We start from the raw sequence: 26,523 nt of genomic DNA, 5'->3' as shown, positions 1-26,523 counted from the left end.
CGCCCTCCTTCTCGCATGCTCAAGGCTTGATCGTCACCTTCGTGCCGACGGGCACGAGGGCATAGATCACGACGACGTCTTCATTGGCGAGCCCGATGCAGCCGTCCGTCGGGCCCCAGACCTGCCCGAGCCCGGTCGCGCTCGAGAGCCGGATCCATGCCCGCGCCAGGGCCGCAAGCTTCGGCTTGGTCCCGTGGATGCCAATGCCGCCACCCGGCTTGTCGATTCCGTTTTTCTTCGCCCGCGCGAGGTCTTCGGGCCCGGGGTAGGAGATCCCCAGGAATCGATAAAACCGCTCGCTTTCCGATTTGCTCGCGATGCGATAAACCCCCTCGGGCGTGCGCTCGTCCCCTTCGCGTTCTTTCTGCCCGACGGGCTGGGCCCCGAACGTGGCCGAGAAGGTGCGGAACAGCTTTCCACCGCAGTGCAGATCGAGCGCGGCGTCCTTCTTGCGGATGACGATCTCGGGCTTGTTGCAGGAGGCGGGCGTGGCGAGGCTCGAAGGGGGCAGAAAAAGCACGAGGAGGGCGACGGCCGCGAGGACGAGGGTAGCGAGGAGGATCGGGCGCTTCGCGAGGAGGCGGGGGCGAGTCATGGGGCGGAACCCTGTCTTGCCATACGTCAGCCGTGCGCGCCATCTCGGAATGGGTTCTCCCGCATATATGCGAAGACCGCCTCGCGGCTCGGAATTCCGGTCACGCCGACCGCCTCGACGCCGAACGACGCCGTGACGTTGGCAAAGCGCGCTGCTTCGACCGGATCGAGGGTCTCCTGGAAACGAATCATGAATGCCGTCGCGAAGACGTCCCCGGCGCCGGTAGGATCGACCTCCCGAGCCGGGCGCGGCGGGATTCGCGTCACGAGGATCGTTCCGTCGTCGCGGCGCCGGTAAAGCGTGCTCCCGTCCCGGTATTCAGTGAGGACCACGAGAGGGACCTGCTCGATCATGGGATCCAGGCGGCGGACGTCGGCGCCAATGTCTTCGAGCGAGAGCACGATGGCGTCCACGCGCGGGAGAATCGCGCTCGCGCTCTCCCAGGGTTTGCCATGGACGCGCCCGGCCTCGTCGAAGCGCCGCATCCATCCCTGCGGCGTGGCCACGACCAGCGTTTCCTCGGCGAGAACGTGGGCCACGTCGGGGGTGATCTCGTCGGCGATCGGCCCGAGCAGCGCTGCCCGCGGCCGGCGCAACGAGGGATCGATATCGGCGGCGGTGATCGGTCGCGCCCGCGCGCTGCAATGCTGGATACGCCCCGCGTCGGTATAAACGTTGGCGAATGTCGTCGTGACCTCCGAGGGGAGGACGTAAAGCTCCACCTCGCGCGGCAGCTCGGAGACGTCGAGCCCCGGCGCTGCCGACGTGAGGATCGTCGGCCTCCGCCCGAGCTTCACGCACGTGACGGCGGCGAAACTCACCGTGCCCCCGAGGCGGTAGCCGTCGTTCGGATCGGCGCTCAGCAGATCCCGGGCGACGTGCCCGATGAGCAGGATGTCCGGCGCGACCATTTTTTCGCCCCCTCCCTCGGAGCATAGCACCCCGAGGTGCATCCCACGCGCCCCGCGGATGGCCTCCCTGAGCTCGCTCGTCAGCGCGTGGACCGGTTCCCGCGCGCATGGGTTCGTGCTAGACGTGCGACATGGCGGACGAACGTGCGGGGGGCGCCGCGAAGGTCGCCCTGGATCCGGAAGAAGAATGGAAGCGGGCGGTCGCTCGGCGGCGCGAGTATACGATCCGCAATACGAAAGCGATGGCGGCGGGCATCCTCGTCGCTGTCGTGAACAGCGCGGCTCTGATCGGCGGGCTTTTCAGCGTCATGGAAGGAGACTGGGACGGCTCGCGCCCGGGATCCATGGCGAGGCTCCTCGCGCTGCTCGCGACGCCCGGCGTGCTCGTGGGAATATGGGTGCGAAATAAGCTCAAGGTCCCGAATTCGTGACCTCAAGGCGCGGGGCTCGGGAGCCGGAGGCAGCGTAGACCAATCGGTTTGCCATTCCCGATGTAAAGCTCGTTCATCGCGGCGCCCGAGACGGGCAGGGGCACGACGTGGTCCGTCTGCGGCGCGAGGTTTCCGAGCGCGAGCGCCCCGTCATTGCCGCGTACGTACACGTCGAGCGAATAGTAGAAGTGGACCGGGAACTCGTCCTGGCCCGGCTGGGCCGCGAGCGTCGACTGGAAGAACGCGAAGTCGCTCTCCTGCAATGTGGCGACGTCGGCCTCGGTCGGCAGGCGCCAATCGTCGCCGAGCTTCGCGGAGCAGATGTCGACGTCGCTCACGTGCTCTGGGACCCAGTAAGGTTTGGCGCCGTAATCCTCGTACCCGCAGCGCGCCACTTCGTCGTAATTGGTCGCGATTTCGGCCGGCGTGAGCGGCGGCCCGCCGGGGCTCTGCTGCTTGATGGCCGGATGCGTGGCGGCGCAGAGCGGCACGAGCTGCTCGAAGGTGCGGATGTCGTCGAGGAGCGCGTCGCGATCGGCATCGGAGAGCGTGGGATAGAGGCTCGCGTCCTGGAACTGCTGGAACACGACGGAATCGGGGAAAAGCGGGGCCGAGAGCTCGATGCTCGGCTGGCCCGCGTTCCCGATCGCGATTGCCCCTGCGTATTGAAGGCCGGGGTGGAACGCTTCGTCTTGCTCCACGGGCTCATTCGGGCCCGGCTCATCCGGGCCCTGCGTGCAGCCAGCGATCAGCACGAACAGCGATACCAGCAAACCCTTTCGCATGAAGCACCTCCCTGCGGATACACCGCATCACTCGTACAGCGTGACCTTTCCGTCGCGATTGCGTACGCATTTGATCGAGCCGTCCTGCGAGCAAACGAAGGCGACCCCGCGCGGGTACGCCGCGCAGAAGCGGAACGCGGAGCGATGCCGCGTGCCGTACGCCTCGACGCTCCGAGATGCCCCGTCCGGCAGGAAGATCGTTTCGAGCTCGGTCTGCGCCAGCACCTCGACCCCGAAGCCAAGCACCCGATATCGGTCCGTGATCAAGAGCGCCCCATCCACCGCCGTGAGACCGGGGAGCCGCTCCAGCAAGCGGCGCGCCTTGTCCTCTGCATACTGAAATTCCATGGCGCCGCGCCCCGGGGAATCCTCGTCGAACTGGAACACCGATTTTCGCAAGAGCGGCCAGACCGAATCGTCCTGGCACTGGTATTTGATCTTGAGGAGCTGCCGCCAGGAGAGGGACTTGCATTCGCGGTCGGGGACGACGAGGACCGTGCCCCCGTGCCCGAGCTTCCGGATCGTCGAGAGGATGTCGTGCAGGTGCGCCGGGTAATTGACCTGGGGAGACCACGATCCCCCGCGCCAGTTGACGCCGTCCCACAACGCGTCGGTCGCCTCGGAGAGCGCCTCGACCACGGATTGAAACACGCCGAGCCGCTCCCCTTCCTCGAAAATGCGCCCGTCTTCCAGGGCCACGAGGCTGCGCATGTTGCGCCCGACGGAGAGCTTGCCGGGCGCCATCACCGAGACGGTGAGCTGCATGTCCGCGCCATTGCATAGCCCCCAGATGAGCGGCTCGTCCCCGCCGGGATCGACGGCGAGCATGACCTTCGCGGCGTCGGCGGCCGGCGCGAGGCGCATGATTTCGTGGGGCGTGAAGCCACGCGGCGGGTCGATCCGGAGCGGATGATCGATCTCCGATTCCCGCAGGTCGGGGCTGCAAACGACGGCGCGGAACTGGGTCCCGCGGCGCTCGTCCGCCGTGTAACTCGCGTGGTATGCGACTTCGAGCAAGAGCGCGAGCTTGTCGTCGCTCGGCAAGGCCGGAGGCTCGCTTTCCTGCCGGGCCCACTCGTACCAGCGCGCCTTCAGCGGCGCGAGCATGTCTCGGGGATACTTGAACGACGTCATGAGCGCCCACGTAGGCTCGTCAGCCGATGAAACGGCGATTTGGGCCTTGGAGCTGGGAGGCTACAGCGAGGGAGAGGGGCAGGGAAGGGGGCGCAGGGCTGGACGGCCATCGTCCCCGCGCCGTCCGGAGCATCGGCTTTTCAGGAGGAAACGCGCCGGACGTCGCAATGGGACGTGGCGTGCGGGCGGGACATCGAGCGCGGCGTCGTGAGGCCGGCCTCGATCACCTGACGCTCCTTTGAGGTCTGGAGTCCTCGGACGCCGAGACATGCAGGCATCAGCCCGCGCCTCGAACGAAGCTACAGCAGGCCGATGCCGAGTACGTTGAGGTGCAGGATGCACAGGTCGCTCTCCTCGAGCGAGGTCTGGACGGCCGGCTTGCCGTTGCAGGTGAAGATCCCGTCCGAGCCGGTGCAAGCCGTGGCGCGATCGTAGCGCACCTGCACGCCGCAGGTGTTGAGGGCCGAGCCGCAGATGCGGGTGACCCAGGTGAGCGATGTCACGAGCCCGCAGGTGTTGAGCAGGTCCACGCGGGGCCAGGCGTAGTAGATCGGGGTCTGGTTCGGGCCCTCGAGCTTCACCTGCCAGATCGCCTCCTCGATGGTGAACCCTTGCGCGTCCGAGCTCTCCGTCCCGGCGATGCTGGGCCCCGAGAGGAAAAACGGCACGTGGGCGCCGAACGGGTTCAGGTGCGTCACCATGCACGTGAGCGCGTCCTCCTTCTGGGACGTCGTGAGGCCTGCGCTCGGCCATGACCCGGTGGTGGTGAGGATTCCGCCGCCCGTGTAGACGCCGCTCCCGTTCGTGAGCTGCGTCCCGGCCGGGAGCGTGCATCGCGCGGCGTAGGAGAAGACCTCGCGCCCGCCTTCGGTGGCGAGCAGTCCCGTCGCCTCGATCGCGGGGTTGACTGCCGACGGGTTCTGTGGATCCGCAGCGGCGACACCCAACGCACTCACGAGCGCGGTGACGTTCGCGTGGTAGTCGGCCGGGCTCAGGCCGTTCATGCCCCCCGTGCCTTTGGTGGAACCGCCTTGCGGCTCGAGCGCCTGGGACTCCACGAAATCACCCGGATCCACCGCGGTGCCGCAGCCGATGAGTGTGAGCACGGTTCCAAGGACAACCCCCTCGAGCAAGCGAAATGACAGCATGATCTCCTACTCTTTCTGCTCGGCGCTGGGTCCCCTGGTCGGCGCTTCCAATCGTAAATATAATTACGATACAGCCGGCGCCTGTGGCCTGGGCCTCATCCAGAACCGAACGTTACGGTAGGGTTCTTGCAACCCTTACACCATGGGACCTTGGTCCCATGGTGTGCCCCCTTGACGATAGGTCATGCTGTTCAAGTGCGTTCTGTGACTCCTGTTACAGCTCCGGAGACCACGCAGCCGGACGCCACGCCGTCGAGCGCGCCGCCGGGCCCGCCGAGCGTTCCGCTGGGGCTCCTCACGCGTTTCGGGGAGTTCGAGTTCCTCGGCTCCGGTGGGATGGGCTCCGTGTACCGCGCCAAGGATCGGCACCTCGGCCGCGACGTCGCCGTCAAATTTCTTCACCAGGCGGACCTGGAGACGAACCGGACGCTCCTGCGCGAGGCGCGCGCGCAGGCGCGAATCGAGCACGAGCACGCGTGCAAGGTCCACGAGGTGGGGACGGACGGCGATCGCCCCTATATCGTGATGCAATACATCGCGGGCAAATCGCTCGATTGCGCGAGCGAACGGATGACTCGCGAGCAAAAGGTACGCGCGGTCCAGCAGGTATCGATGGCGCTCCACGAGGCGCACCGGCTGGGAATCATCCATCGCGACGTCAAGCCCGGCAACATCATGGTCGAGCAAGGCGAGGACGGAGCCTACAAGCCCTACATCATGGATTTCGGCATTGCCCGCGAAATGGGCAAATCGATCCAGGTGACGGCCTCGCTCGCCGGGACACCCGCGTACATGGCCCCGGAGCAAGCGAGCGGCGATGCCGAGACGCTCGATCGGCGAACCGACGTGTATGGGCTCGGCGCGACGCTGTATGACCTGCTCACGGGGCGGCCCCCGTTCGAGGGCTCCCATGCGCTCGCGGTCATGCGAAAGCTCCTGACCGAGGATCCCCCGCAGCTCGGGAAGATTCGCCCGGACGTCCCGGAGGACCTCCAGGCCATCGTCATGAAATGCCTCGAAAAGGAGCAAGGGCGGCGATACGAGTCGGCCCTGGCCCTCGGCGAGGACCTGCAGCGGTTCCTCGACGGCAAGCCCGTGCTGGCGCGCCGGGCGTCGCTCGGGTACGTCCTGCTCAAGGCCGCGCGGCGGCACAAGGTGCGCGTCGCGCTCGGGGCGGCGCTGTTCGTGGTGCTCCTGGTGTTCGGCGTCTTCTGGATCCGGCAACGGCAAGCTCTGGCCGAGCAGACGGCCCTCTCGCGCGAGCTCGGCGAGGACGTGAAGGAGATGGAGCTCTTCCTGTCACGTGCGTACAGCCTCCCGCTGCACGATATCGAGCGGGAGCGGAGCATCGTGCGGCAGCAGTTGCGGGACATCGAGGCACGCATGGCGACCCTCGGGCGGGCGGGGGAGGGGCCGGGGCATTACGCGCTCGGGCGGGGATTTTTGGCGCTCCAGGAGCCCGAGGAGGCGCTCGCCCATCTGCGCCGCGCCGAGGCCGCCGGGTACACGCCGCCGGAGCTCCGTTATGCCATGGGCCTCGTGCTCGTGGAGCTCTATCGCAAGGCCCTCGAAGAGACGAAGCGGATCCAGGACGAAGCGCGCAAGAAGGCGAGGTTCGCGGCGATCGACGCCGAATACAAATCGCCCGCCCTCGCCCACCTGCGCGCGGCGCTCGGGGCGCGGCTCTCGTCGCCGGCGTATGTGGAGGGGCTCATCGCGCTCCACGAGGGGCAAAACGACGTCGCGTTCGCGAAGGCGCGCGAAGCGTTCGCGCAATCACCCTGGCTCCACGAAGCAAAAAAGCTCGAAGGTGACGCGCATTTCGCGGAAGGCAAGCGTTTCGGTCGGGATGCCGCGTTCGATTACGACAGGATGATGCGATCGTTCGAGCCGGCGGCGGCGGCCTATGCGGAGGCCGCTTCGATTGCGCGGAGTGATCCGGCCGTGCACGAAGCCGAGTGCGAGCTCTGGACCCAGGTCGTCTTCGCGTCGGACGCTCGGCCCGAGCTTTTGCGCCCGAGCTTCGAGAAAGCGGTGAGCGCCTGCGGGAAGGCGCTCGCGGCGGACCCGCAGCGCGGCTCGGCACGCCTGACGATGGCGTTCGCGCAGAACGCCTTCGCGTGGCAGGTCATGAACGGGCCCGGGCAGAAGGATCCGGAGGCGATCATCCGGGTCGCCATCGATCGCGCCGAGGAGGCGGCCCGTCGCCGGGCGGGCGATCCGATGGCACATTACCTGGTCGGCGCCGCGTACCGCATGGAGCTCTTGCACCGCATGAACCGAGGGCTCGAGGCGCGGGACGTGAGCGACCGCGCCATCGCGGCGCACGAGGAGGCCATCCGGCTCGATCCGGGCTTTCTCTGGCCCTACAACGAGGTGTGCGCGTCGTACGTGGAGCGCGCCAGGAGCGAGAACTGGCGAGGCGTCGATCCGAGCCCTTCGGTCGAGCGCGCGACGTCCCGCTGCGATCAAGCCTTCGCGCAAAACCCGAGCTTCACGTACCCGGCGCTCTACAAGGCGCACGCACATTTGCAGAAGGCTCTGCACCTCGTGGAACATGGGCGTTCGCCGGAGGCGCCGGTGGCGAGCGCGCTCGAGGCCGTCGCCGCCGTGAAGGAACACAATCCGCTGGACGCGGCGCACGTCTCGGCCTGGGCATTCTTGCACCGTGCTTCTCATGCATGCAATGCGGGCCAGGATCCGAGCGCCTCCCTGGAGCGCGCCGAGGCGTTTCTCCGTGAAAAGGAACAGCTCGCGCCTTCCTCCGCGAACGACGAGCTCTGGGGGCTCGTCGCCATGACGCGGGCGCTTTACCTGTTGCGACAAGGAAAGGACCCGACGATGGCGGTCGAGGCGGCGCGTGGGTTTTTCCGCAAGAGCGCGGAGGGATCGCCCTGGGACGTGGACTACCGCGTCGAGCAGGCGCGCACGGAGACGATTGCGCTTCGCTGGGCCCTCGCGAAGGGAAACGCCGATGCCGCGATGTTCGGCGCGGCCTTCGCGCCGCTCCTGCCCGTCCTCGACAAGGAGCGCGCCAATCCGCAGGTCTACGAGGCGCTGGCCGAGATCTACGAGCTACGCGCCGGCTGGCTCCTCGGGCGGAGGAAAAACGCCGAAAAGGATCTGACGATGGGGCGCGTGATGGCCGACAAGGCGCTTGCCATCCATCCGAACATGGCGACGGCGCTCGCGGCAAAGGGGGCCCTTTCCCTCTTGCGCGTCAGCGCCGCGCGAGATGCAAAAGAAAAGCAGCAGGCCGCGCGTGAGGCCAAGGCTTCGCTGGAATCCGCGCTCCGCGAGAATCCGCTGCTCGCGCGGGAACGGGGCGCGGCGGTGAAGGAGGCGCAAGGGATGTTCGTGCAGGCGGGAGCCGAGGAATGAAGACCGTGCAATGGATGGTGCGCGCGGCGCTGCTCGGCGTTGCATGCGTCGGGGCATGTGACGGGGGAGCGGCGAAGAGCGGCGCCCGGCCGGCCGATGCGTCGACCGTCGCCCGCGAAAGAACCGACGTCGTCGAGCTCAGCGCGGCGGACGCGCGGGATCGTATGGTCAAAGGCACGCTCACCGCGCGGGAGCTCACGCAGGCCTATCTCGATCGAATCGCCCAAATCGACGACGCCGGGCCCCGGCTCGACGCGGTCATCGAGCTCTCCCCCCGCGCGCTTGCGGACGCCGAGGCCCTCGACGCGGAGCGCAGGGCCGGGAAGGTGCGCGGCGCCCTGCACGGCATTCCCGTCTTGATCAAGGACAACATCGACGTCGCCGGCATGGTGAATTCGGCCGGATCGCTGGCGCTCGCCGACCATCGGCCGAAAGAGGACGCCTTTCTCGTCGCCCGCCTTCGCGCGGCCGGCGCCGTCATTCTGGGAAAAACCAATCTCAGCGAGTGGGCGAATTTTCGGTCGACCCGTGCGACATCCGGCTGGAGCTCGCGCGGGGGCCAGACGAAAAACCCGTACGTGCTCGACCGCAATCCCTGCGGTTCGAGCTCCGGCGCCGGCACGGCCATCGCCGCGAGCCTCGGCGCGATCGGGGTCGGCACCGAGACCGACGGCAGCATCATCTGCCCTTCGGCCGTCAATGGCCTCGTGGGGCTCAAGCCCACGGTGGGATTGGTCAGCCGCAGCGGGATCATTCCCATCTCCATCTCGCAGGACACCGCAGGGCCGATGGCCCGGACCGTGACCGACGCGGCCCTTTTGCTCAGCGCCCTCGCGGCCGTCGATCCGGCCGATCCGGCCGCGCCGAAGGAAGGCGGGCTTCCGACCGATTACACGACGTTCCTGAAGCCGGGCGCGCTCAAAGGAAAGCGGCTCGGTGTGCTTCGTCAGGCCATGGGATACCACCCCGACGTCGACAGGGCGGCCGAAGCGTCACTCACGACCTTGCGGGCGCAGGGCGCCGAGGTGGTCGATGTCGAGATGGCCACCTACCACCGCTGGGACAACCCCGAGCTCACGGTCATGTTGTACGAGTTCAAGGATGGGCTGAATGCGTATCTGCGTCGCAGCGGCGCGCCGCACGCATCGCTTTCGGCCCTCATTGCGTGGAACGAGGCCCACGCCGAAACCGTGATGCCGTTTTTTGGCCAGGAGCTCTTCGAGAAGGCGGCGGCGCTCGGGCCGCTCACGGATGCGGAGTATCTCGAAGCGCGCGAGTCCGCGCGGCGCCTCGCGGGCAAGGAGGGCCTGCTCGCGATCCTCGACGGCGGCAAGCTCGATGCCGTCGTCGCGCCGAGCATGGCCCCGGCTTGGCTCACCGATCACGTCCTCGGGGATCATTTCGTGGGCGAGAGTTATGCGGTCGCGGCCGTCGCCGGCACGCCGAGCATCACGGTGCCGATGGGCGATAGCCACGGCTTGCCCCTCGGCTTCGTATTCATGGGCCGCGCATATTCCGAGGGGGAGCTCCTTGGTATGGCATTCGCATTCGAGCAAAGCACGAAGGCGCGGCGAGCGCCGGCCTTCGAGCCGACGCTGCGGCGCTGAAGTGAAGTCCGATGGCCCGTCGACGCCCGCCCTAACGTATGAATTATTACTTTGCACTGCGTGTCACCATGTAGACACCCCGATGATTTGTCTGGAAAGTCGGGTGAAAGGTAGGGAAGTTCTCATGAAGGCGATCTGTGCGAAAAAAACGCGCCACAGGCGTCTAAAAACGAGTGGCCGCGGGCGATGGACAAACATCCGCGGACAAACGGCGTGGCGCGAAACCTTGCGAAGATCAAGGCAGATCTGGCTGCCCACCGCGCTCGACCGAGGAGTGCGCCAAAAAAACGTCACGGACGGTCACATTTCAATTTACTTGCTTGAACCGACTGATCTAGATCCGCTTTCGTCCGGAAGATCCTGAACGGTCTGTATGGTCGAACCTTACAGGCGCGTCGCCGCACGTCGTGCGGATCGGCCGAGGTGTGTCCGGGATACACACCGCCAAAACAAGCGGGTCACCGTCGCTCGCGTCGTGAATGTCAACGACGCGCGAGAGAAGTCAGCGAACATGCAACCTTTCACGCTGCCCGACTTCTACATGCCGTATCCGGCGCGCATCAATCCCCACCTCGAGGGGGCGCGCGTGCATACCAAGGCCTGGTCCTATGAGATGGGAATCCTCGAGGAGAACCCGCAGGGGAAACCCATCTGGACCGAGCAAGATCTCGACGCGCACGACTACGCGCTGCTCTGCGCGTACACCCACCCCGACGCACCCCCGGCCGAGCTCGATCTCATCACGGATTGGTATGTCTGGGTGTTCTTCTTCGACGACCATTTCCTCGAAATCTACAAGCGCACCAAGGACATGTCCGGCGCGAAGGCGTATCTCGATCGCCTGCCGCTCTTCATGCCCGTGGTGCCCACGGGGACGCCGCCGGAGCCGACGAACGTCGTCGAGCGCGCGCTCGCGGACCTCTGGGCGCGCACGGTCCCGCTCACCTCGGTGAACTGGCGCGAGCGTTTCCTCGAAGCGACGAAGAACCTGCTGCTCGAGTGCATGTGGGAGCTCGCCAATATCCAGGAGAACCGCGTCGCGAACCCGGTCGAATACGTCGAGATGCGACGCAAGGTCGGCGGCGCGCCCTGGTCCGCGGGCCTCGTCGAGATCGCGGTCGGCGCCGAGGTCCCGGCCGCCGTCGCGGCGACGCGCCCCCTCGAGGTCCTGCGCGACACGTTCTCGGACGGCGTCCACCTGCGCAATGACCTGTTCTCGTACCAGCGCGAGGTCGAGGAGGAGGGGGAGAATGCCAACTGCGTGCTCGTCCTCGAGCGATTCCTCGGTGTCCCCACGCAAAAAGCGGCCGATCTGACGAACGAGATCCTGACGTCGCGCCTCCATCAATTCGAGAACACGGCGCTCGTCGAGGTGCCGGCGCTCTGCGCGGAGTACGGGCTTTCGCCGGCGCAAGCCCTCGATGTCGCCAAGTACGTGAAGGGGCTCCAGGACTGGCAATCCGGCGGCCACGAATGGCACATGCGGTCGAGCCGCTACATGAACGAAAACGCGGACAAATCCGCGTCCGTGCCCGATTTCCTCGGTGGGCCGACGGGGCTCGGCACCTCGGCGCTCCGGATCAAGCTCACACCCGGCGCGCTCGGTTTGCAGCGGATCAAGACGCTCACCCACACGCCGTTCCGGCCCGTGGGGCGGATGCCGCTCCCGAAGATCTACATGCCGTTCAAGCTCCGATTGAGCCCGCATCTGCCTGCCTCGCGCCGGAACACCGTCGAGTGGGCGCGCAAGTTCGGGATGCTCGACGTGGTGCCGGGCGTCTTCGGCTCCGGGCTCTGGGACGAGCGCAGGCTCATCGGCTTCGATTTCCCCGTGTGCGCTGCGGGCATCCATCCGGACGCGTCCCCGCAGGAGCTCGATATCAGCTCGGGCTGGCTGACCTGGGGGACGTACGGCGATGATTATTTCCCGCTCGTCTTCGGCGCGACGCGGGACATGGCGGGCGCGAAGCGGTTCGTTGCACGGCTCTCGCTCTTCATGCCCCTCGACTGCGCCGGCGCCCCGGTGCCCGAGAACCCCGTGGAGAGCAGCCTCCTCGATCTCTGGATTCGCACGGCGTCCCCCATGTCGATGAACGCAAGGCGGACGCTCCGCCGCAGCATCGAGACCATGTGCGAGAGCTGGCTCTGGGAGCTTTTGAACCAGACCCAGAACCGGATCCCGGATCCGGTCGATTACGTCGAGATGCGCCGCAAGACGTTCGGCGCCGATCTCACGATGGGTCTGTCCAAGCTCACGCTCGGCGACGTCGTCCCGGCCGAGGTCTTCCGCACCCGAACGATGCGGAGCCTCGACAACACCACGGCCGACGTCGGCGGGTGGACCAACGATCTCTATTCGTATCGCAAGGAGATCGAGTTCGAGGGCGAGCTCAGTAACTTCGTGCTTGTCGTCGAGCGGTTCCTCGAATGCGACGCGCAGCGGGCCAAGGAGGTCGTCAATGACATGCTCACGGCGCGCATCGTCGAGTTCGAGCACATCGTCGCGACCGAGCTGCCCCGCATTCTGGACGAGTTCAAGCTCGAGAAGGCGGCCCGCGATGCCGTGCTCGGATACGTCGAGAAGCAGCGATTGTACATGGCCGGCGTGCTCAACTGGCACGTCCTGACCAGCCGTTACGTGGACGCGGAGCTCGAGCGCCACCCGCTCGAGCGGGCGATCGAGGGCGCGCGTGGGTTTGGCGCGTCGGCCGCGCGTATCAGCAGTTTCTTTGGCACCGGAAAGGCCGGTGCCGTGGTTCCTGCCGCGAAGGCGGATCTTTCGATGGGTACGGCGCGGGCCGTGCCGTGGAAGCTCGGGCGGTCGTAGCCGTCAAGGAAAGAGGGATTCATGTCAATCTCAGGGAAGTTGGGTTCGGGAATCGATCAGCAGCAGACGAGCCTCGCGACGGCGGCCGCAAGGCAACTCGCGACGACGACGAAGTCCGTCCCGCAGATGCAGGGCATTTCGTCGCGGTGGCTGCTCAAGCTCCTGCCGTGGGTGCACGTGAACGGCGTGTACCGCGTGAACCGCCGCTTGAGTTATGCCGTCGGCGACGGTCGCGTGACGTTCACGAACACCGGCGCCAAGATCCAGGTCATCCCGCAGGAGCTCTGCGAGCTGCCGCTCCTCCGCGGCTACGAGGACGTCGAGGTCCTCACCGCGCTGGCCAGCCGCTTCGTGCAGCGCGAATACAAGCCCGGCGAGATCATCACCGAGCGGGGCAAGGAGGCCGATCACATCGCCCTCATCGCGCACGGCAAGATCAACAAGATCGGCACGGGCAAGTACGGCGACGAGACGGTGATCGCGGTCCTCGCGGACGGCGACCATTACAGCTACCAGGCGCTCCTCGAGACGCAGGATTACTGGACGTTCACGGCCAAGGCGGTCACGGCCTGCACGGTGCTGACGCTCCAGCAGAACGTGTTCGAGGAGCTGGTCGCGCAGTATCCGTCGCTGAAGAAGCACCTCGAGAACTTCAAGGCGCTCGCCACGAAGAAGCAGGACAACACGGGCGAGGCCGCGATCGAGATCTCCGCGGGCCACTCCGGCGAGCCCGTCCTGCCCGGCACGTTCGTCGATTACGAGACCGCGCCCCGCGAGTACGAGCTCAGCGTGGCGCAGACCGTGCTCCAGATCCACTCGCGCGTCGCGGATCTCTTCAATGAGCCGATGAACCAGACCGAGCAGCAGCTCCGCCTGACCATCGAGGCCCTGAAGGAGACCCAGGAGAACGAGCTCATCAACAACCGCGAGTTCGGCCTCCTGCACAATGCCGACCTCAAGCAGCGCATTCACACCCGCAGCGGCCCCCCGACGCCGGATGACATGGACGAGCTCCTCGCCACGGTCTGGCGTGAGCCGTCGTTCTTCCTGGCGCACCCGCGCGCCATTGCGGCGTTCGGCCAGGAGTGCAGCCGCCTCGGCATCTATCCGCAGAGCGTCGAGGTGAATGGCAACCACGTCCCGGCGTGGCGCGGCGTGCCGATCTTCCCGTGCAACAAGATCCCGGTCTCGGACACGCGGACCACCTCGATCCTGCTCATGCGCGCGGGCGAGAAGAACCAGGGCGTCATCGGCCTGCACCACGCCGGCATTCCCGACGAGGTCGAGCCGAGCCTCAACGTGCGTTTCATGGGGATCAACGAGAAGGCCGTCATCTCGTACCTCGTCAGCCTCTATTACTCGGCGGCCGTCCTGGTCCCCGACGCGCTCGGCGTTCTGGAGAGCGTCGAGATCGGTCGCGCCCACGAATGAGCCGTGCGCGGTAGGCGCTCCGCGTGCGTCCCCCGGAGATACGGGGGACACGCGGAGCGCTCGCTGCTCTCCGAAGCTCGCAGAAGGAAAGGTACGTCATGGCAAACGCCGAAAAACCTGGGATCGGGAACGAGGTGGAGCGTTCGAGCCTCGGGACGCTGGGGGCGCGGAAGCTCGCGACGACGACCAAGTCGCATCCGCAGATGCAGGGCATCACGCCCCGGTGGCTCTTGCGGGCCTTGCCCTGGGTCGAGGTCAAGGGCGGCACGTATCGCGTGAACCGCCGCCTGAGTTATGCCGTCGGCGACGGGCGGCTGAGCTTCGGCAACATCGGGGCGAAGGTGCAGGTGATTCCGCAGGAGCTCAGCGAATTGCCGCTCCTCCACGGCTTCTCGGACGACGCCTTGCTCGAGACCCTGGCGAGCCGGTTCGTCCAGCGCGAATACAAGCCCGGCGCGCTCATCGCCGAGCGCGGAAAGCCGGCCGAGTCCATTTTTCTGATCGCGCACGGAAGAGCCCAGAAGCTCGGCGTGGGCAAATACGGCGACGATACGATCCTCGACACGCTCGCGGATGGGGACCATTTCGGTGATCAGGCCGTCGTCGAATCGAACGATCTCTGGACCTATTCGGTCCGGACCGTCACGCCGTGCATCGTGCTCGAGCTCCCGCAGCGCGTGTTCGAGGAGCTGATCGCGCGCTCCCCGGCGCTCCATGCGCACGTGGAATCGTTCAAGGAGCGGCTGAAGAAGCCGCAGGACAAGATGGGGCAGGCGGCGATCGCGCTCTCTGCCGGTCACAAGGGCGAGCCCACGCTGCCGGGGACGTTCGTCGATTACGAGACCGCGCCGCGTGAATACGAGCTCAGCGTCGCGCAGACGGTCCTCCGGCTCCACACGCGCGTCTCGGATCTCTTCAACGATCCGATGAATCAGCTCGAGGAGCAGCTCCACCTGACGGTCCAGGCCCTCCGCGAGCGGCAGGAATACGAGCTCATCAACAATCGCGATTTCGGCCTCTTGCACAACGCCGATCTCAAGCAGCGCCTCCATACCCGCAGCGGCCCCCCGACGCCCGACGACATGGACGAGATCCTGTCCCGACGCCGCAAGTCGCAGTTTTTCCTGGCGCACCCGCGCACGATCGCCGCCTTCCACCGGGAATGCAATCGCCGCGGGGTTCACGCGACGAGCGTCGAGATCTCCGGCACGAGGGTCTCCGCGTGGCGCGGCGTCCCGCTCCTGCCGTGCGACAAGATCCCGATCAACCCGGATGACACGAGCTCCATCCTGGTCATGCGTACGGGGCAGGATCATCAGGGCGTCATCGGCCTCCACCGCACGGGCCTCCCCGAGGAAATCGAGCCCGGCGTCTCGGCACGCAAGATGGACACGGACGAGAAGGCCATCAGCTCGTACCTCGTGAGCACGTATTTCTCTGCCGCGGTCCTCGTCCCCGACGCCCTCGGCATCCTGGAGAACGTCCAGATCGGGCGATAGTCGCGGCGGCCCCGATGACCCTGCACCTCGACCTCCTGGCCCACAACCTCGTTGCCCTGTGCATCACGATCGTGGTGCTCTTGCTCCTCTCGGAGCTTTTGGTCAGGACAATTCATCGGGGCTATGCCTTCCTCTTGCGCTCGCCGACGCTGGAGCACGTCACGGCAGACGAGCGCAAGGCATTCCGTCGCCGTGTTCGTCGTCGCGCGATCGTCTGGGTCGCGCTCCTCGTGGCGGTGCTCATGGCCGCCGCGGGCTTCGCCACCTATCGAGGAATCTGGGCCCTCGACGTGGCGAAGAGCGCGCTCGTCGCGCTCGCCGGGGACGATCCCGCGCTCGTCAAGACACGATTGCTCACGGCGTTCGGCATTGCCGCCGGCGCGCTCTTCGTCGACGCCCTCGCCCGGGGGCTCGCGGAGGCGCTGGGCCAGGCCGTCGCGCGCTCGGAGTGGCTGGACAAACGGCGCGAGCCGCTCGCCGAGGTCACGATACGCCTGCGCAAAGCGCTGCGCGTGGTCGTCCTCGGCGCGGCGGCGGTCCTCATCGCCGACAAGCTCACGCTCGCGCCTGGGACCCAGCGCTCCATCGTCCTCGCGACCTACACGCTTGGCGCCTTCTACGTCAGCCGCCTCGCGACGGGCATCGGATACCTGCTCCTCGACGTCATCTTCGACAACGCGACGAGGCTCGCCAACCTCGAGAGCCCGCTCAGGTACCTCGGCAACCTGTCGCACCTGCTCGGCATCACGAAGCGGGTCGTCGATTATTGCGTGTACCTCACGGCGGCCACGTGGGTCGCGGACGCGCTCACGCCCGACACGTGGCTCTCGCAGGCGGGGCGCGTCGGCCTCCGGATCATCGCGATCTTTTATGCGAGCCGGGTCCTCGTCGAGATCTGCGTTCTACTCATCAACGACCTCTTCCTCGGGAAGGTGGCCGAGGCGAACCCGCAGACGCTCCAGCAACGAAAAACCCTGGTCCCCGTGGCCATGGGTTTCGTGCGGTATGCGATCTATTTCTCGGCGCTCGTGATGGGCCTCCGCGAGGCCTCCATCGATCCCACGCCGCTTCTTGCGGGCGCCGGCGTCATCGGCGTCGCCATTGGCTTCGGCGCGCAGACGTTCGTCGGGGATATCGTGGCCGGCTTCTTCATTCTCTTCGAGAACCTCCTGCTCGTCGGGGATCTCGTGGAGATCGGCGGCATCCAGGGCCGCGTGGAGGAGATCGGCGTTCGTATCACGAAGATCCGCGACGATCTCGGCGTGCTTCACTCGATCCCCAATGGCGAGGTCCGCAAGGTCGCGAATCATTCGCGCTCCTTCGTGAATGCAGTGGTCGACGTGCACGTGCCTTACGAAGAGGATCTGCCGCGGGTGCGTGAGCTCCTCACGAGCATCGCCGAACAGGAGGTCGAGGCGCGGACGGGCGCTCCCGCGCGCGTGGAGGTTGGCGTGGAGGAGCTGAACGAGGGCTCGATCGTCCTGCGTGTCAGCGCGCGCGTGCCGCCCGGCGAGAACAAGGACATGAACGACGCGCTGCGTGGGCGCATCGTGGACGAGCTCCGCAAAGCGCAGGTCGGCGCGCCGCGCCCGCGTCGAGCCGTCCTCATCGAGAGCACGCTCAACGTCAAGAACCCGCCCAAGCGCGAAATCGAGGAATCCGCGCCCATCACGCCGTTCTCGCCGGCGCAAGAAGACTGATCCGCCGGCCCCCTTTCATCCGCTCACGGCCGCGTATACCCCACCGGTTTGTCGCTCACGGAAGCCCCGCCGTGCAGCATCGTCTGGTACGCATCGCCGAACATTTTGTAAGGAAACGGCGGCGGGAGCGCGCTCGCCTGATCGAGCGCCCGGCGCAGCTCGGCCGGAATCTCGAAATCGAGCGCGGCGAGGTTGTCCTCGAGCTGCGCGAGCTTGGTCGCGCCCAGGATCACCGAGCCGACGCCCGGCTGCGTCGCCGTCCAGTTCAACGCCACCTGCGCCATGCTGCGGCCGAGCTCCTTCGATGCCGTTTCCACGGCCGCCACGACGCCCCAGTTGTGCTCCGTGAACAGCCCGAGCTGGGTGCCGGCATCGTTCTTCGTGAGCCGCCCCTCGCCCTCGCCGCGGCCCTCGCTCGGCCGGTATTTGCCCGAGAGCAGACCACCGCCGAGCGGGCTCCACGCGGTGATGCCCATGCCGAGCGTCTGCGCGAGCGGCACGAATTCGTGCTCGATGTGGCGCTCCACGAGTGAGTACTGGAGCTGCAGGTTGACGAGCGGCGCGAGCGCGTGCGCCTCGGCGAACGTCTGCGCGCGCGCGGCATACCAGGCGGGCACGTCGGACAGACCGGCGTAACGGATCTTTCCCGCGCGTACGAGATCGTCGAACGTGCGGACCACCTCCTCGGCGGGCGTGAGGCGATCCCACGTGTGCAGGAGGTAAAGATCGATGTAATCGGTCCCGAGCCGCCGGAGCGATGCCTCCACCGCGCGGATCATGTTCTTGCGGCCGTTGCCGCCGGCGTTGGGGTTGCCCGTGTCGAGGCCGTAGGTGTACTTGGTGGTCAAAACGACGCGATCCCGCGCGCCGCGCTCGGCGATGAACTTGCCGAGCATGGTCTCGCTGGTCCCTCGCGTGTAGAGGTCCGCGGTATCGAGGAAGTTGCCGCCTGCGTCGAGGTACCGGTCGAAGACGGCGCGGGCGGTTTCTTCGGACGAACCCCACGCGCCCCAGGCCCCGTCGGTGCCGAACGTCATGGTCCCGAGGGCCAGGCGGCTGACACGAAGACCCGAGCGGCCGAGCAGATAGTATCGATCGAGAGACATCGCGGACTCCTTGGTTGTTGATGGATCAGTCCAGAATCAAGCAAACGAACGCGGGCGTCCTCGCGCCCGCGCACGAACTAACGAGATTTCAGGGAGGTGAGCGCGACGGCGACGATGTCGCGGAGAGCCTCGGGCGTGGCTCCCCCTTTCGCCATGACCCGCAGGCCTTGCACCGTGGCGAGCAGGAAGCGCGCGACTTTCCGCTCGTCGACGCACCGATCGACCTCGCCCTTGCGCTTGGCTTCCCGCACGATCCGTTCAAACGCGGTCTCGCAGAGGATCGTCCCGGACCTCGCGAGCGACGCGACTTCAGGATCTTTTTGCGCGAGCTCCACGATGGAGCTCACGTACATGCAGCCCCTCGCCCGTTCGGCGGGCGTCTCGGCGGCGACGGCCATCAAGACCTCTTCGATCGCCCGGAGCGGTGATTCCCCGGCCTGGAGGCGCTCGATGAGCTGCGCGCCGCTCTCCGCTTGATACCGCTGCAGCGCTTCGAGGTAGAGGCGACGTTTGTCGCCGAAGGTGTCGTACATGCTCTGGCGCCCGATGCCCATCGCGCGCAAGAGATCCTCCGTCGAGGTCGCCTCGTACCCCTTCTCCCAGAAGACGGCCATGGCCCGCTTCACCACGTCGTCGCGGTCGAACTCCTTCGGGCGTGCCATGCTCGCACGGAAGTTCTAACCGTTCTGGACTGGTCTGTCAAGCATCGCCCGCGAGGGCTCACGCCTTCACGCGCTTCGCCTCGGGATCGTAGAGCGGCTTGAGCGAGGCGACGGCCGGATAGAGCTTGCCGGCGATGTCGACCTCCCACGTGGCGTTCTCGAGGTACTTCGTGTCGATGGGCTCGCCGGCCTCCACCATGACGAGGCCGACCGCGCCGCCCACGGTATGCCCGTACGAAGCCGCGCGCACGTAGCCGATGGGCTTTCCATTGCGACGCACGACCTCCGCGTGGAACATCAAGGGCTCCGGATCCTTCACGAGCACCTGCACGATTCGGCGCTTGAGCGGCCCCGCGGCTTTTTTCGCGAGCACCGCTTCCCGGCCGAGGAAGTCCGGCTTCTTCAGGTCGACCGCGAAGCCGAGCCCCGCTTCCAACACCGAATCGGTGTTGTCGATGTCGTGCCCGTAATCGCGGTAGCCCTTCTCCATGCGGAGGCTCGCCAGCGCCTTGAGCCCGGCGTGCTTGAGGTCCACGCGCTTGCCCGCCTCGACGAGGCGATCATAGACGTGCGTAGCCTGCTCCGTGGGGATGTAGAGCTCGTAGCCGAGCTCGCCCAGGTACGTGATACGCACGCAGAGCGCGCGGGCGAACCCGATGTCGATCTCCTGCGCGGCGCGGAACGGGAACGCCTCGTTCGACATGTCCTGCGACGTGACCATTTGCATGAGCTCGCGCGACCGCGGGCCCTGAATGTTGATCTGCGCATAACCCGAGGTCACGTCCGTCACGAATGCGTGCATGTCGGGCAACGCATGCCGTCGCATCCACGTGAGCACGTGGCGGTGCGCCGTGTCCGAGGCGACGACCCAGTATCGCTCGTCGTCGAGCTTCGTGACCGTGAGATCCGCCTCGATCGTGCCGCCCGCGTTCAGCCATTGCGTGTACGTGATCACGCCCGGCGCGCCGTCGACGCTGTTCGCGGAGATGTAATCGAGCAGCTTGCCCGCGTCCCGGCCCTGCACCAGGAATTTCGCCATGAACGACATGTCCATGAGGATCACGCCCTCGCGGCAGGCGCGGTGTTCGGCTTCCCAGTACGAAAACCAGTTTTGCCGGCCCCACGAGAGGCGCTCCACCTTCGGCGGGACGCCGGGCGGCGCATACCAGTCCGCGCCTTCCCAGCCGCTCACGTCCTTGAAATAGGCGCCCTGGGCTGCGAGCCTCTCGTGAATGGCGGAGGTCTTCGCGCCGCGCGCCGTTTGCATCGAACGCGTCGGGTAATGGCATTGATAGACCATCCCGAGCGACTCGACGGTGCGCGTGCGGCGGTATTCGGGGTTCGCCTGGTACGTGTGAAGCCGGTCGATGTTCATCCCCGTGACGTCCACGTCGGGCCGGCCGTTGATGATCCAGTGCGCGAGCACGCGCCCGAGGCCGCCGCCCGTGAGAATGCCGATCGAGTTCAAGCCCGCGGCGACGAAGTAATTCTTGAGCTCGGGCGCCTCGCCGACGACCGGCGCGAGGTCGGGCGTGAAGCTCTCGGGGCCGCAGAAGAACTTGCGGACGCCCACCTCCAGCGTGACGGGCACGCGCCGCATCGCCTTCTCGACATAGGGGCCCATTCGATCCCAGTCCGGGGTGATCTCGCCGAAGGAAAAATCATCCGGCACGCCCTCGATCTTCCACGGCGCGCAGACGGGCTCGAAGAGGCCCACCATCAAGCCGCCGACCTCCTCGCGGTAATACCCGTACGAGCCAGGATCCTCGAGCACCGGCATCGATTTCGGCAGGTCGGGGATCTTGGCCGTGATCAGGTAATAATGCTCGGCCGATTGCAGCGGGATGTTGACGCCCGATTTCGCGCCGAGCTGCCGCGCCCACATGCCCGCGCAGTTCACCACACACTCGGCCTCGATGTCGCCGAACGGCGTCTGCACGCCGGCGACGGCGCCGCGCTTCGTGAGCACCCCGGTGCAGGGCACGTTTTCGAGGATCGTCGCGCCTTGCATCTTCGCGCCCTTCGCGAGCGCCATCGTGATGTCGACCGGGTTCGCCTGGCCGTCCTCCTTCACATAGAAGCCGGCCAGGATGTCGTCGGTCCGCGCGAGCGGGAAGAGCTCCTTCACCTGCGAGGGCGAGATCTCGTGCACGTCGACGCCGCAGTGGCGGTTGAACGCCGAGACGCGCCGGTACTCCTCGAGCCGGTCCGGATCCGCCGCGACCTCGATGAACCCGACCGGCTTGAACCCGGTGCCGAGGCCCGTCTCCGCTTCGAGGCGCGTGTAAAGGTCGCGCGTGTACTTGCGCATCTCGGTCGACGTCTCCGACGTCGAGCCGAACGTCACGATGAGCCCGGCGGCATGCCAGGTCGTGCCGGAGGTGAGGCGGTCCCGTTCGAGCAGGACCACGTCCTTCCAGCCCATGTGAGCCAGATGGTAGGCGACGGAGCAGCCAATGACCCCGCCACCGACGACGACGACACGCGCGCGTTTCGGCAGAACCGGTACGGACATGGCGTGCTCATGCCTGAAACCGTCGCCCGCGTCCAAGCCCATCGATGACGAACGTGACGATTCTCACCCGGATGTCGGGTTAGAACGTGGGGCAGCAAACGTCGCCGTGCCGAAGTCGGTCGGCGGATCCCGAGCGGCCGGGAAGCCGCGGCGCTTGCCCGAGCGTGGGCGCGTGCGCGCCGCGATAACACGTGACGAGCCGGGTCGACCGTTCGTCCAGGGCGCGATGTGGACCCATCCTTTATGCAGAGTCGAAATCGTGCGCAGAGCCATCGCACATGCACAAGCGTTGCGCGGCGCTGGCAGGCACGTCTCCGACGCGTCAATCCGTTGACGAGGTTGCGACGTGTTCGTAGGGTGATTGGATTCGACTCCATCTGCGCGGACGCGAGGGGGAGGACAGCGTGTATCTTCCGATGGAAAACGAGTACGCGGCGCTCCGCGCGCGGGTCGCCGAGCTGGAGGCGCGACTCGCTGCTCGATCGCCCGTCGCGACGAATGGCCACCATCGCGAGGCGATCCCCGCCGATCACGAAGCCGAGACGCGGCTCCTCCGGGCGGCGCTGCATAACCTCGCCGACGCCGTGGTGATCTGCAACCGCGAGGGCCGCACCATCCACTTCAACGCCGCTGCGACGCAGATCTTCGGCGAGCTATCGAGAGAGGTCACCTCCGAGGCGCTGTCGACGCGATACGGCCTCTTTTATCCGGATGGCGTGACCCACATCCCGGCGGACGAGCTGCCGTCCCATCGTGCACTCCGGGGCGAGAGCGTCGACGGCATCGAGCTCGTCGTGCGAAGGGAGGGCCTGCCGGCCTGCCTGTACGTCGAATGCTCTGCGCGTTGCATTCGCGACGCGAGCGGGGCTATCTGCGGCGCCGTGGTCGTGTGCCGCGACCTCGGCGAGCGCAGGCGATACGAGGCCGAGCGCGAGCGGCGGCTCCGCGCCGAGGAGGAGCGGCTCGCCGCCGAGAACGAGCGGCTCCGCATGGCGCGGATCCTGAGGAGCCTGCTCGATCACCTCGACATCATCGTCTGGGCGACCGACGAAAAAGGCGTCTTCACGTTCCACGATGGTCGCGGCGCCGAGTCGGCCGGCCTCGCGCGGGGCTGGCTCGTCGGCAAGAGTGCCCACGAGGTCTACCCCGACGACATGCTCATCCACCGCGCATTGTCGGCGGGTGTCCCTGGGCACGACCGCAACGAGGCCCACGGGGTCGCCTGGGAGCATTGGGCCATTCCGATGAACGACGACGGGAAGCCCTCGGGTGTCATCGGCCTGAGCCTGAACGTCACCGAGGCCTATCACGTCAAGCTGGAGCTCGAAGCGAAACTCGCCCTCATTCAGCGGCAGCAGGAGGTCATCTTCAATCTGGAGACCCCGATCATCCAGGTCTGGGACCGCGTCCTCACGCTGCCGATGGTGGGCGTCGTCGACAGCCAGCGCGCCGCGCGGGTCACGGACAACGTCCTCGCCGAGGTCTCGCGCACGCAAGCGCGCTTCGCGATCCTCGATTTGACGGGCGTCGACGTGGTCGATACGGCCACGGCCGGCCACATCCTCAATATCATCGCGGCCGTTCGCCTCCTCGGGGCGGAAGGGATCATCACGGGGATTCGCCCGAACATCGCCCAGACCATGATCTCCCTCGGCCTCGATCTGTCACGCGTGCGCACGCTGGCGACGTTGCGCGACGGCCTGTCCCTCGTCATTCGAGAGCTCAACGGGGCCGCCGGCGGCAGGTTCGGGGCCGGAGCGCAAAAGGCCCGCAGCTCCCGGCCCGGTTGAATCGCGCCACGCACGAATCCCCCCGTCCTCACGAGTATCCTCCAATCAGGCAAATCCCGACTTGCGGGCGGCGCCGCGAATTCGAGCGCACGTCTTCGACGCCGTCAGTCCGTTGACACCGCCACGGGTTCACCGATAACGTGAACGACAATCGGTCTCGCGCCCTCATTCACGTGGGACCGAGGGGGGAGGACAGCGTGTCGTCTATTGCCTTTGAACAGGAGTGCGCGGAGTTGCGCGCGCGGGTCGCCGAGCTCGAAGCACGTCTCGCCGAGCAGGCGCCCGCCATGACGAATGGCCACTATACGAATGGACACCAGACGAATGGCCACCACAAGAACGGGAGTCCGTCCGACCAGGACGGCGAGACGCGGCTCCTCCGCGCGGCCATTCACAGCCTGGCCGACGGTGTGGTGGTCTGCGACGGCGCGGGCCGCCTTCTTCATTTCAACGCCGTCGCGACGTCGATCTTCGGGGAGCGGAGCGAGGTCATGCCCACGGAGTGGTCGATGCGTTATGGCATCTACCATCTGGATGGCGTGACGCCCTTCCCGACGCACGAAATGCCGCTCGTCCGGGCCTTGCAGGGCGAGAGCGTCGACGCCGTCGAGTTCTTCGTGCGGAGCGAGCAACTGCCGGCGGGCAGGTACATCGAATGCTCGGCGCGCGGAATCCGCGACGCAGACGGCGATCTCTGCGGCGCCGTCGCCGTCTGCCGCGACCTCGGGGAGCGAAGGCGCTACGAGGCCGAGCGCGAGCAAAGGCTGCGCGCCGAGGAGGAGCGGCTCACCGCCGAAAAAGAGAGGCTCCGTATGGCGCGGATCCTCCAGAGCCTCCTCGACCAGCTCGACGTGGTCGTCTGGGTGACCGACAAGAAAGGGGACTTCACGTTCCACGACGGTCAGGGCTGCCCGGCCGCTGGATTCGAACGGGGCTCGCTCGTAGGAAAAAACATCTTCGAGATTTCCCCGGGCGATCGCCTCGTGCAGCGCGCCCTCCTGGGCAGCGCGGCGTACGATCGCACGCAGACGAACGGTACCTTCTGGGACAACTGGGTCATCCCGTTCGGCGAGGACGACAAGGAGGTCTCGGGTGTTCTCGGCCTGAGCTTGAACGTCACCGAGGCGCATCAGGCCAAAGCGGAGCTCGAAGCGAAACTCGCCGTCATTCAACGGCAGCAGGAGGTCATTTTCAACCTGGAGACCCCGATCATCCAGGTCTGGGACAACGTCCTCACGCTCCCGATGGTGGGCGTCGTCGACAGCCGGCGCGCCGCGCGGGTCACGGACGACCTGCTCGCCGAGGTCTCGCGCACCCAGGCGCGCTTCGCGATCCTCGATTTGACGGGCGTCGACGTCGTCGATACGGCCACGGCCGGCCATATGCTGAACATCATCACGGCGGTCCGCCTCCTCGGAGCGGAAGGAATCATCACCGGGATTCGCCCGAACGTCGCGCAGACGATGGTTTCCCTCGGCCTCGACCTATCGCGCGTACGCACGCTGGCGACGTTGCGCGACGGCCTCGCCTTCGCGATTCGAAAGCTCAGCGACGACGGCAGCGCCGTGCGCCGAGCCGCCGCGCTGTCCCGCCCGACCCGCAGCGCCGAGCCCGAGTGAAATGATTCGTTGAAATCCTCTTGACTAACGCACGCGGGGGCGGTGTGGTACGCGAGGCCATGGACTCCTCGCTCCAGAACGATCCCGACATCGCCGCGCTCGAGCAAGCCGCGGCGAACCAGCGCAAGAAAAAGCTGCTCATCGTCGGCGGCGTGATCTTGATCCTCCCGCTCTACTGGGGCATGGGTTTTTCGAGCGTTCGCGCCTCCCTCGCGGAGGAAGGGTATACCGACCTCAAGGTCTCGCCGTCGGGGCTGTTCGACTGGAGTTTCGAGGGGAAGAAGGGCGCCTCGACCTGCAGCGGCAGCGTCACCCGCCTGCCGTTCTCCTCCTCGAAAAGCACCTTCTGTTATTCGATCGACGCTTCGGGGCGCGCGAGCGGGTCCGTCGGCACGAGCAAGGATTGACGCGGAGGCGCGTGGCGATGATCGTCGCGACGTCCCGTTCGTCCCGCGAACCTCTACGCCTCGTCGAGCTGCCCTCACGCCCGCTCCGTCCGGACGAGCTGCGCGTCCGCGTCCAGGCCATCGGCGTCAACCCCGTCGATTGGAAAATGCGCGAAGGGGGCCCGCTCGGCACGGCTCAGCGAATCATCGGCCCGTCCGGGCCGCTCGTCGTCGGCATCGATTTCGCCGGTGAGGTCGTCGAAGTCGGGAGCGCTGTCGAGGGGCCGAAGCTCGGCGACCGCGTCGTCGGCGGCACCGATTTCTCCCGCAACCAGCGCGGCAGTTATGCCGACGAGGTCATCATCCGTCCCGATCAATGCGCCGAGCTGCCGACGTCGGTCTCGTTCGACGACGCCGCGTGCCTTCCGGTCGCCGGCGTGACGGCTTGGCGCTGGCTGGAGGAGGCCGATATCCCCGCGAAGCCCGGCGCGCGCGTGCTCGTGCTCGGAGGCTCGGGCGGCGTCGGGCTTTTTGCTTTGCAGCTCGCCCGCTCGTATGGCGCGACCGTGGCGGCCGTGTGCTCGGCGCGGAACGTACCGCTCGTCACGCGGCTCGGCGCCACGGCCATCGATTACAATGCAGGCGACCCGTTCGAGGCCGCGGCTCGCCTCGGCCCCTTTGATCTCGTGCTCAATGCCATGGGCTCGGCGGTGTATCCGTCGTCCGCGTGCCGGAAGCTCTTGACCGCGACGGGCTTGCTCGGGCTCGTGGTCGTTCGGCCCGCCGATTACCCTTCGCTTTTGCTCTCGCGCCGGACGAAGACGCTCCTCGGCAAACCCACACGCGCCGCCCTCGAGCCGCTCGTCGCCGCACTCGCGAAGGGTGAGGTCGAGGCCATCATCGAGGCGAAGTTCCCGCTCGCGCAGGCCGAGGAGGCGCACGTACGGTCCCGCGCCGGCAAGGTCGTCGGCAAGCTTCTGCTCGTTCCCTGAGCCA

General features: G+C 66.8%; 19 protein-coding genes. 11 read left to right on the top strand and 8 right to left on the bottom strand.

What is annotated here, in order from left to right; translation table 11 throughout:
• Positions 1-19: 19 nt before the first annotated feature.
• Together KEG57_RS13150 and KEG57_RS13145 are read right to left on the bottom strand one after the other, a co-directional pair.
• Positions 20-595, bottom strand: a complete 576-nt coding sequence (locus tag KEG57_RS13150) for a L,D-transpeptidase family protein (RefSeq protein ID WP_272419759.1) — start codon at positions 593-595, stop codon at positions 20-22.
• A 26-nt stretch (positions 596-621) separates the two neighbouring features.
• Positions 622-1,506 carry a PfkB family carbohydrate kinase gene (locus KEG57_RS13145; RefSeq protein ID WP_272419760.1) on the bottom strand — a complete coding sequence of 295 codons (885 nt, stop codon included), beginning with the start codon at positions 1,504-1,506 and terminating at the stop codon, positions 622-624.
• Positions 1,507-1,637: 131 nt separating this feature from the next.
• On the opposite strand from KEG57_RS13145, the gene KEG57_RS13140 reads away from it, so the two are divergent.
• Positions 1,638-1,937 (top strand): hypothetical protein, encoded by a 300-nt coding sequence (locus tag KEG57_RS13140; RefSeq protein WP_272419761.1) that lies wholly within the window; start codon positions 1,638-1,640, stop codon positions 1,935-1,937.
• A gap of 2 nt (positions 1,938-1,939) precedes the next feature.
• Here KEG57_RS13140 and KEG57_RS13135 read toward each other — a convergent pair whose 3' ends face one another.
• The 3 genes from KEG57_RS13135 to KEG57_RS13125 all read right to left on the bottom strand — a co-directional run bounded on the left by KEG57_RS13135 (position 1,940) and on the right by KEG57_RS13125 (position 5,004).
• Positions 1,940-2,722 (bottom strand): hypothetical protein, encoded by a 783-nt coding sequence (locus KEG57_RS13135; RefSeq protein ID WP_272419762.1) that lies wholly within the window; start codon positions 2,720-2,722, stop codon positions 1,940-1,942.
• A gap of 27 nt (positions 2,723-2,749) precedes the next feature.
• Complete coding sequence (locus KEG57_RS13130; protein WP_272419763.1) at positions 2,750-3,856, bottom strand: putative sensor domain DACNV-containing protein; 1,107 nt, start codon at positions 3,854-3,856, stop codon at positions 2,750-2,752.
• 299 nt (positions 3,857-4,155) lie between these two features.
• Positions 4,156-5,004 carry a hypothetical protein gene (locus tag KEG57_RS13125; RefSeq protein WP_272419764.1) on the bottom strand — a complete coding sequence of 283 codons (849 nt, stop codon included), beginning with the start codon at positions 5,002-5,004 and terminating at the stop codon, positions 4,156-4,158.
• 204 nt (positions 5,005-5,208) lie between these two features.
• Here KEG57_RS13125 and KEG57_RS13120 point away from each other — a divergent pair, with 204 nt between their 5' ends.
• The 6 genes from KEG57_RS13120 (at position 5,209) to KEG57_RS13095 (ending at position 17,449) form a co-directional block, all read left to right on the top strand.
• On the top strand, positions 5,209-8,385 hold the full coding sequence (locus KEG57_RS13120; RefSeq protein ID WP_272419765.1) for a serine/threonine-protein kinase: 3,177 nt from the start codon (positions 5,209-5,211) through the stop codon (positions 8,383-8,385).
• A complete protein-coding gene (locus tag KEG57_RS13115; RefSeq protein ID WP_272419766.1) occupies positions 8,382-9,992 on the top strand; it encodes an amidase in 1,611 nt (536 codons plus the stop codon). The genes KEG57_RS13120 and KEG57_RS13115 overlap by 4 nt, the downstream gene beginning before the upstream one ends.
• Before the next feature lie 511 nt (positions 9,993-10,503).
• The gene (locus KEG57_RS13110) at positions 10,504-12,819 is read left to right on the top strand and encodes a family 2 encapsulin nanocompartment cargo protein terpene cyclase (protein ID WP_272419767.1); all 2,316 of its coding nucleotides are present in this window, start codon (positions 10,504-10,506) and stop codon (positions 12,817-12,819) included.
• Positions 12,820-12,840: 21 nt separating this feature from the next.
• Positions 12,841-14,250, top strand: coding sequence for a family 2B encapsulin nanocompartment shell protein (locus tag KEG57_RS13105; protein ID WP_272419768.1), 1,410 nt, complete (start codon positions 12,841-12,843; stop codon positions 14,248-14,250).
• Positions 14,251-14,348: 98 nt separating this feature from the next.
• Positions 14,349-15,749: a family 2B encapsulin nanocompartment shell protein gene (locus KEG57_RS13100; protein WP_272419769.1), complete on the top strand. Its 1,401-nt coding sequence runs from the start codon at positions 14,349-14,351 to the stop codon at positions 15,747-15,749.
• A gap of 14 nt (positions 15,750-15,763) precedes the next feature.
• Positions 15,764-17,449, top strand: coding sequence for a mechanosensitive ion channel family protein (locus tag KEG57_RS13095; protein ID WP_272419770.1), 1,686 nt, complete (start codon positions 15,764-15,766; stop codon positions 17,447-17,449).
• 23 nt (positions 17,450-17,472) lie between these two features.
• Here the strand turns inward: KEG57_RS13095 and KEG57_RS13090 are convergent, their stop codons facing one another.
• The 3 genes from KEG57_RS13090 to KEG57_RS13080 form a co-directional block, all read right to left on the bottom strand.
• Entirely contained in the window at positions 17,473-18,555 is a 1,083-nt protein-coding gene (locus KEG57_RS13090) for an aldo/keto reductase (protein WP_272419771.1), read from the bottom strand.
• 77 nt (positions 18,556-18,632) lie between these two features.
• Positions 18,633-19,217: a TetR/AcrR family transcriptional regulator gene (locus tag KEG57_RS13085; protein ID WP_272419772.1), complete on the bottom strand. Its 585-nt coding sequence runs from the start codon at positions 19,215-19,217 to the stop codon at positions 18,633-18,635.
• Between the two features lie 58 nt (positions 19,218-19,275).
• Positions 19,276-21,732, bottom strand: coding sequence for a GcvT family protein (locus KEG57_RS13080; protein ID WP_272419773.1), 2,457 nt, complete (start codon positions 21,730-21,732; stop codon positions 19,276-19,278).
• Between the two features lie 404 nt (positions 21,733-22,136).
• Here KEG57_RS13080 and KEG57_RS13075 point away from each other — a divergent pair, with 404 nt between their 5' ends.
• The 4 genes from KEG57_RS13075 (at position 22,137) to KEG57_RS13060 (ending at position 26,519) form a co-directional block, all read left to right on the top strand.
• Entirely contained in the window at positions 22,137-23,522 is a 1,386-nt protein-coding gene (locus KEG57_RS13075) for a PAS domain-containing protein (protein WP_272419774.1), read from the top strand.
• 197 nt (positions 23,523-23,719) lie between these two features.
• The gene (locus KEG57_RS13070) at positions 23,720-25,141 is read left to right on the top strand and encodes a PAS domain-containing protein (RefSeq protein ID WP_272419775.1); all 1,422 of its coding nucleotides are present in this window, start codon (positions 23,720-23,722) and stop codon (positions 25,139-25,141) included.
• 59 nt (positions 25,142-25,200) lie between these two features.
• On the top strand, positions 25,201-25,548 hold the full coding sequence (locus tag KEG57_RS13065; RefSeq protein ID WP_272419776.1) for a hypothetical protein: 348 nt from the start codon (positions 25,201-25,203) through the stop codon (positions 25,546-25,548).
• A gap of 17 nt (positions 25,549-25,565) precedes the next feature.
• Positions 25,566-26,519 (top strand): NAD(P)-dependent alcohol dehydrogenase, encoded by a 954-nt coding sequence (locus KEG57_RS13060; RefSeq protein WP_272420122.1) that lies wholly within the window; start codon positions 25,566-25,568, stop codon positions 26,517-26,519.
• Positions 26,520-26,523 lie beyond the last annotated feature (4 nt).

It is taken from the genome of Polyangium jinanense (assembly GCF_028435365.1).
Note: the sequence above shows the minus strand (reverse complement) of the source record. Positions and strands in the feature narration are given on the sequence as shown.

Bases quoted from the DNA above. Each gene is read 5' to 3' on its own strand.
- KEG57_RS13150 (WP_272419759.1), bottom strand. From the start codon at position 595: ATGACTCGCCCCCGCCTCCTCGCGAAGCGCCCGATCCTCCTCGCTACC.
- KEG57_RS13145 (WP_272419760.1), bottom strand. From the start codon at position 1,506: ATGGTCGCGCCGGACATCCTGCTCATCGGGCACGTCGCCCGGGATCTG.
- KEG57_RS13140 (WP_272419761.1), top strand. From the start codon at position 1,638: ATGGCGGACGAACGTGCGGGGGGCGCCGCGAAGGTCGCCCTGGATCCG.
- KEG57_RS13135 (WP_272419762.1), bottom strand. From the start codon at position 2,722: ATGCGAAAGGGTTTGCTGGTATCGCTGTTCGTGCTGATCGCTGGCTGC.
- KEG57_RS13130 (WP_272419763.1), bottom strand. From the start codon at position 3,856: ATGACGTCGTTCAAGTATCCCCGAGACATGCTCGCGCCGCTGAAGGCG.
- KEG57_RS13125 (WP_272419764.1), bottom strand. From the start codon at position 5,004: ATGCTGTCATTTCGCTTGCTCGAGGGGGTTGTCCTTGGAACCGTGCTC.
- KEG57_RS13115 (WP_272419766.1), top strand. From the start codon at position 8,382: ATGAAGACCGTGCAATGGATGGTGCGCGCGGCGCTGCTCGGCGTTGCA.
- KEG57_RS13110 (WP_272419767.1), top strand. From the start codon at position 10,504: ATGCAACCTTTCACGCTGCCCGACTTCTACATGCCGTATCCGGCGCGC.
- KEG57_RS13105 (WP_272419768.1), top strand. From the start codon at position 12,841: ATGTCAATCTCAGGGAAGTTGGGTTCGGGAATCGATCAGCAGCAGACG.
- KEG57_RS13100 (WP_272419769.1), top strand. From the start codon at position 14,349: ATGGCAAACGCCGAAAAACCTGGGATCGGGAACGAGGTGGAGCGTTCG.
- KEG57_RS13095 (WP_272419770.1), top strand. From the start codon at position 15,764: ATGACCCTGCACCTCGACCTCCTGGCCCACAACCTCGTTGCCCTGTGC.
- KEG57_RS13090 (WP_272419771.1), bottom strand. From the start codon at position 18,555: ATGTCTCTCGATCGATACTATCTGCTCGGCCGCTCGGGTCTTCGTGTC.
- KEG57_RS13085 (WP_272419772.1), bottom strand. From the start codon at position 19,217: ATGGCACGCCCGAAGGAGTTCGACCGCGACGACGTGGTGAAGCGGGCC.
- KEG57_RS13080 (WP_272419773.1), bottom strand. From the start codon at position 21,732: ATGTCCGTACCGGTTCTGCCGAAACGCGCGCGTGTCGTCGTCGTCGGT.
- KEG57_RS13065 (WP_272419776.1), top strand. From the start codon at position 25,201: ATGGACTCCTCGCTCCAGAACGATCCCGACATCGCCGCGCTCGAGCAA.
- KEG57_RS13060 (WP_272420122.1), top strand. From the start codon at position 25,566: ATGATCGTCGCGACGTCCCGTTCGTCCCGCGAACCTCTACGCCTCGTC.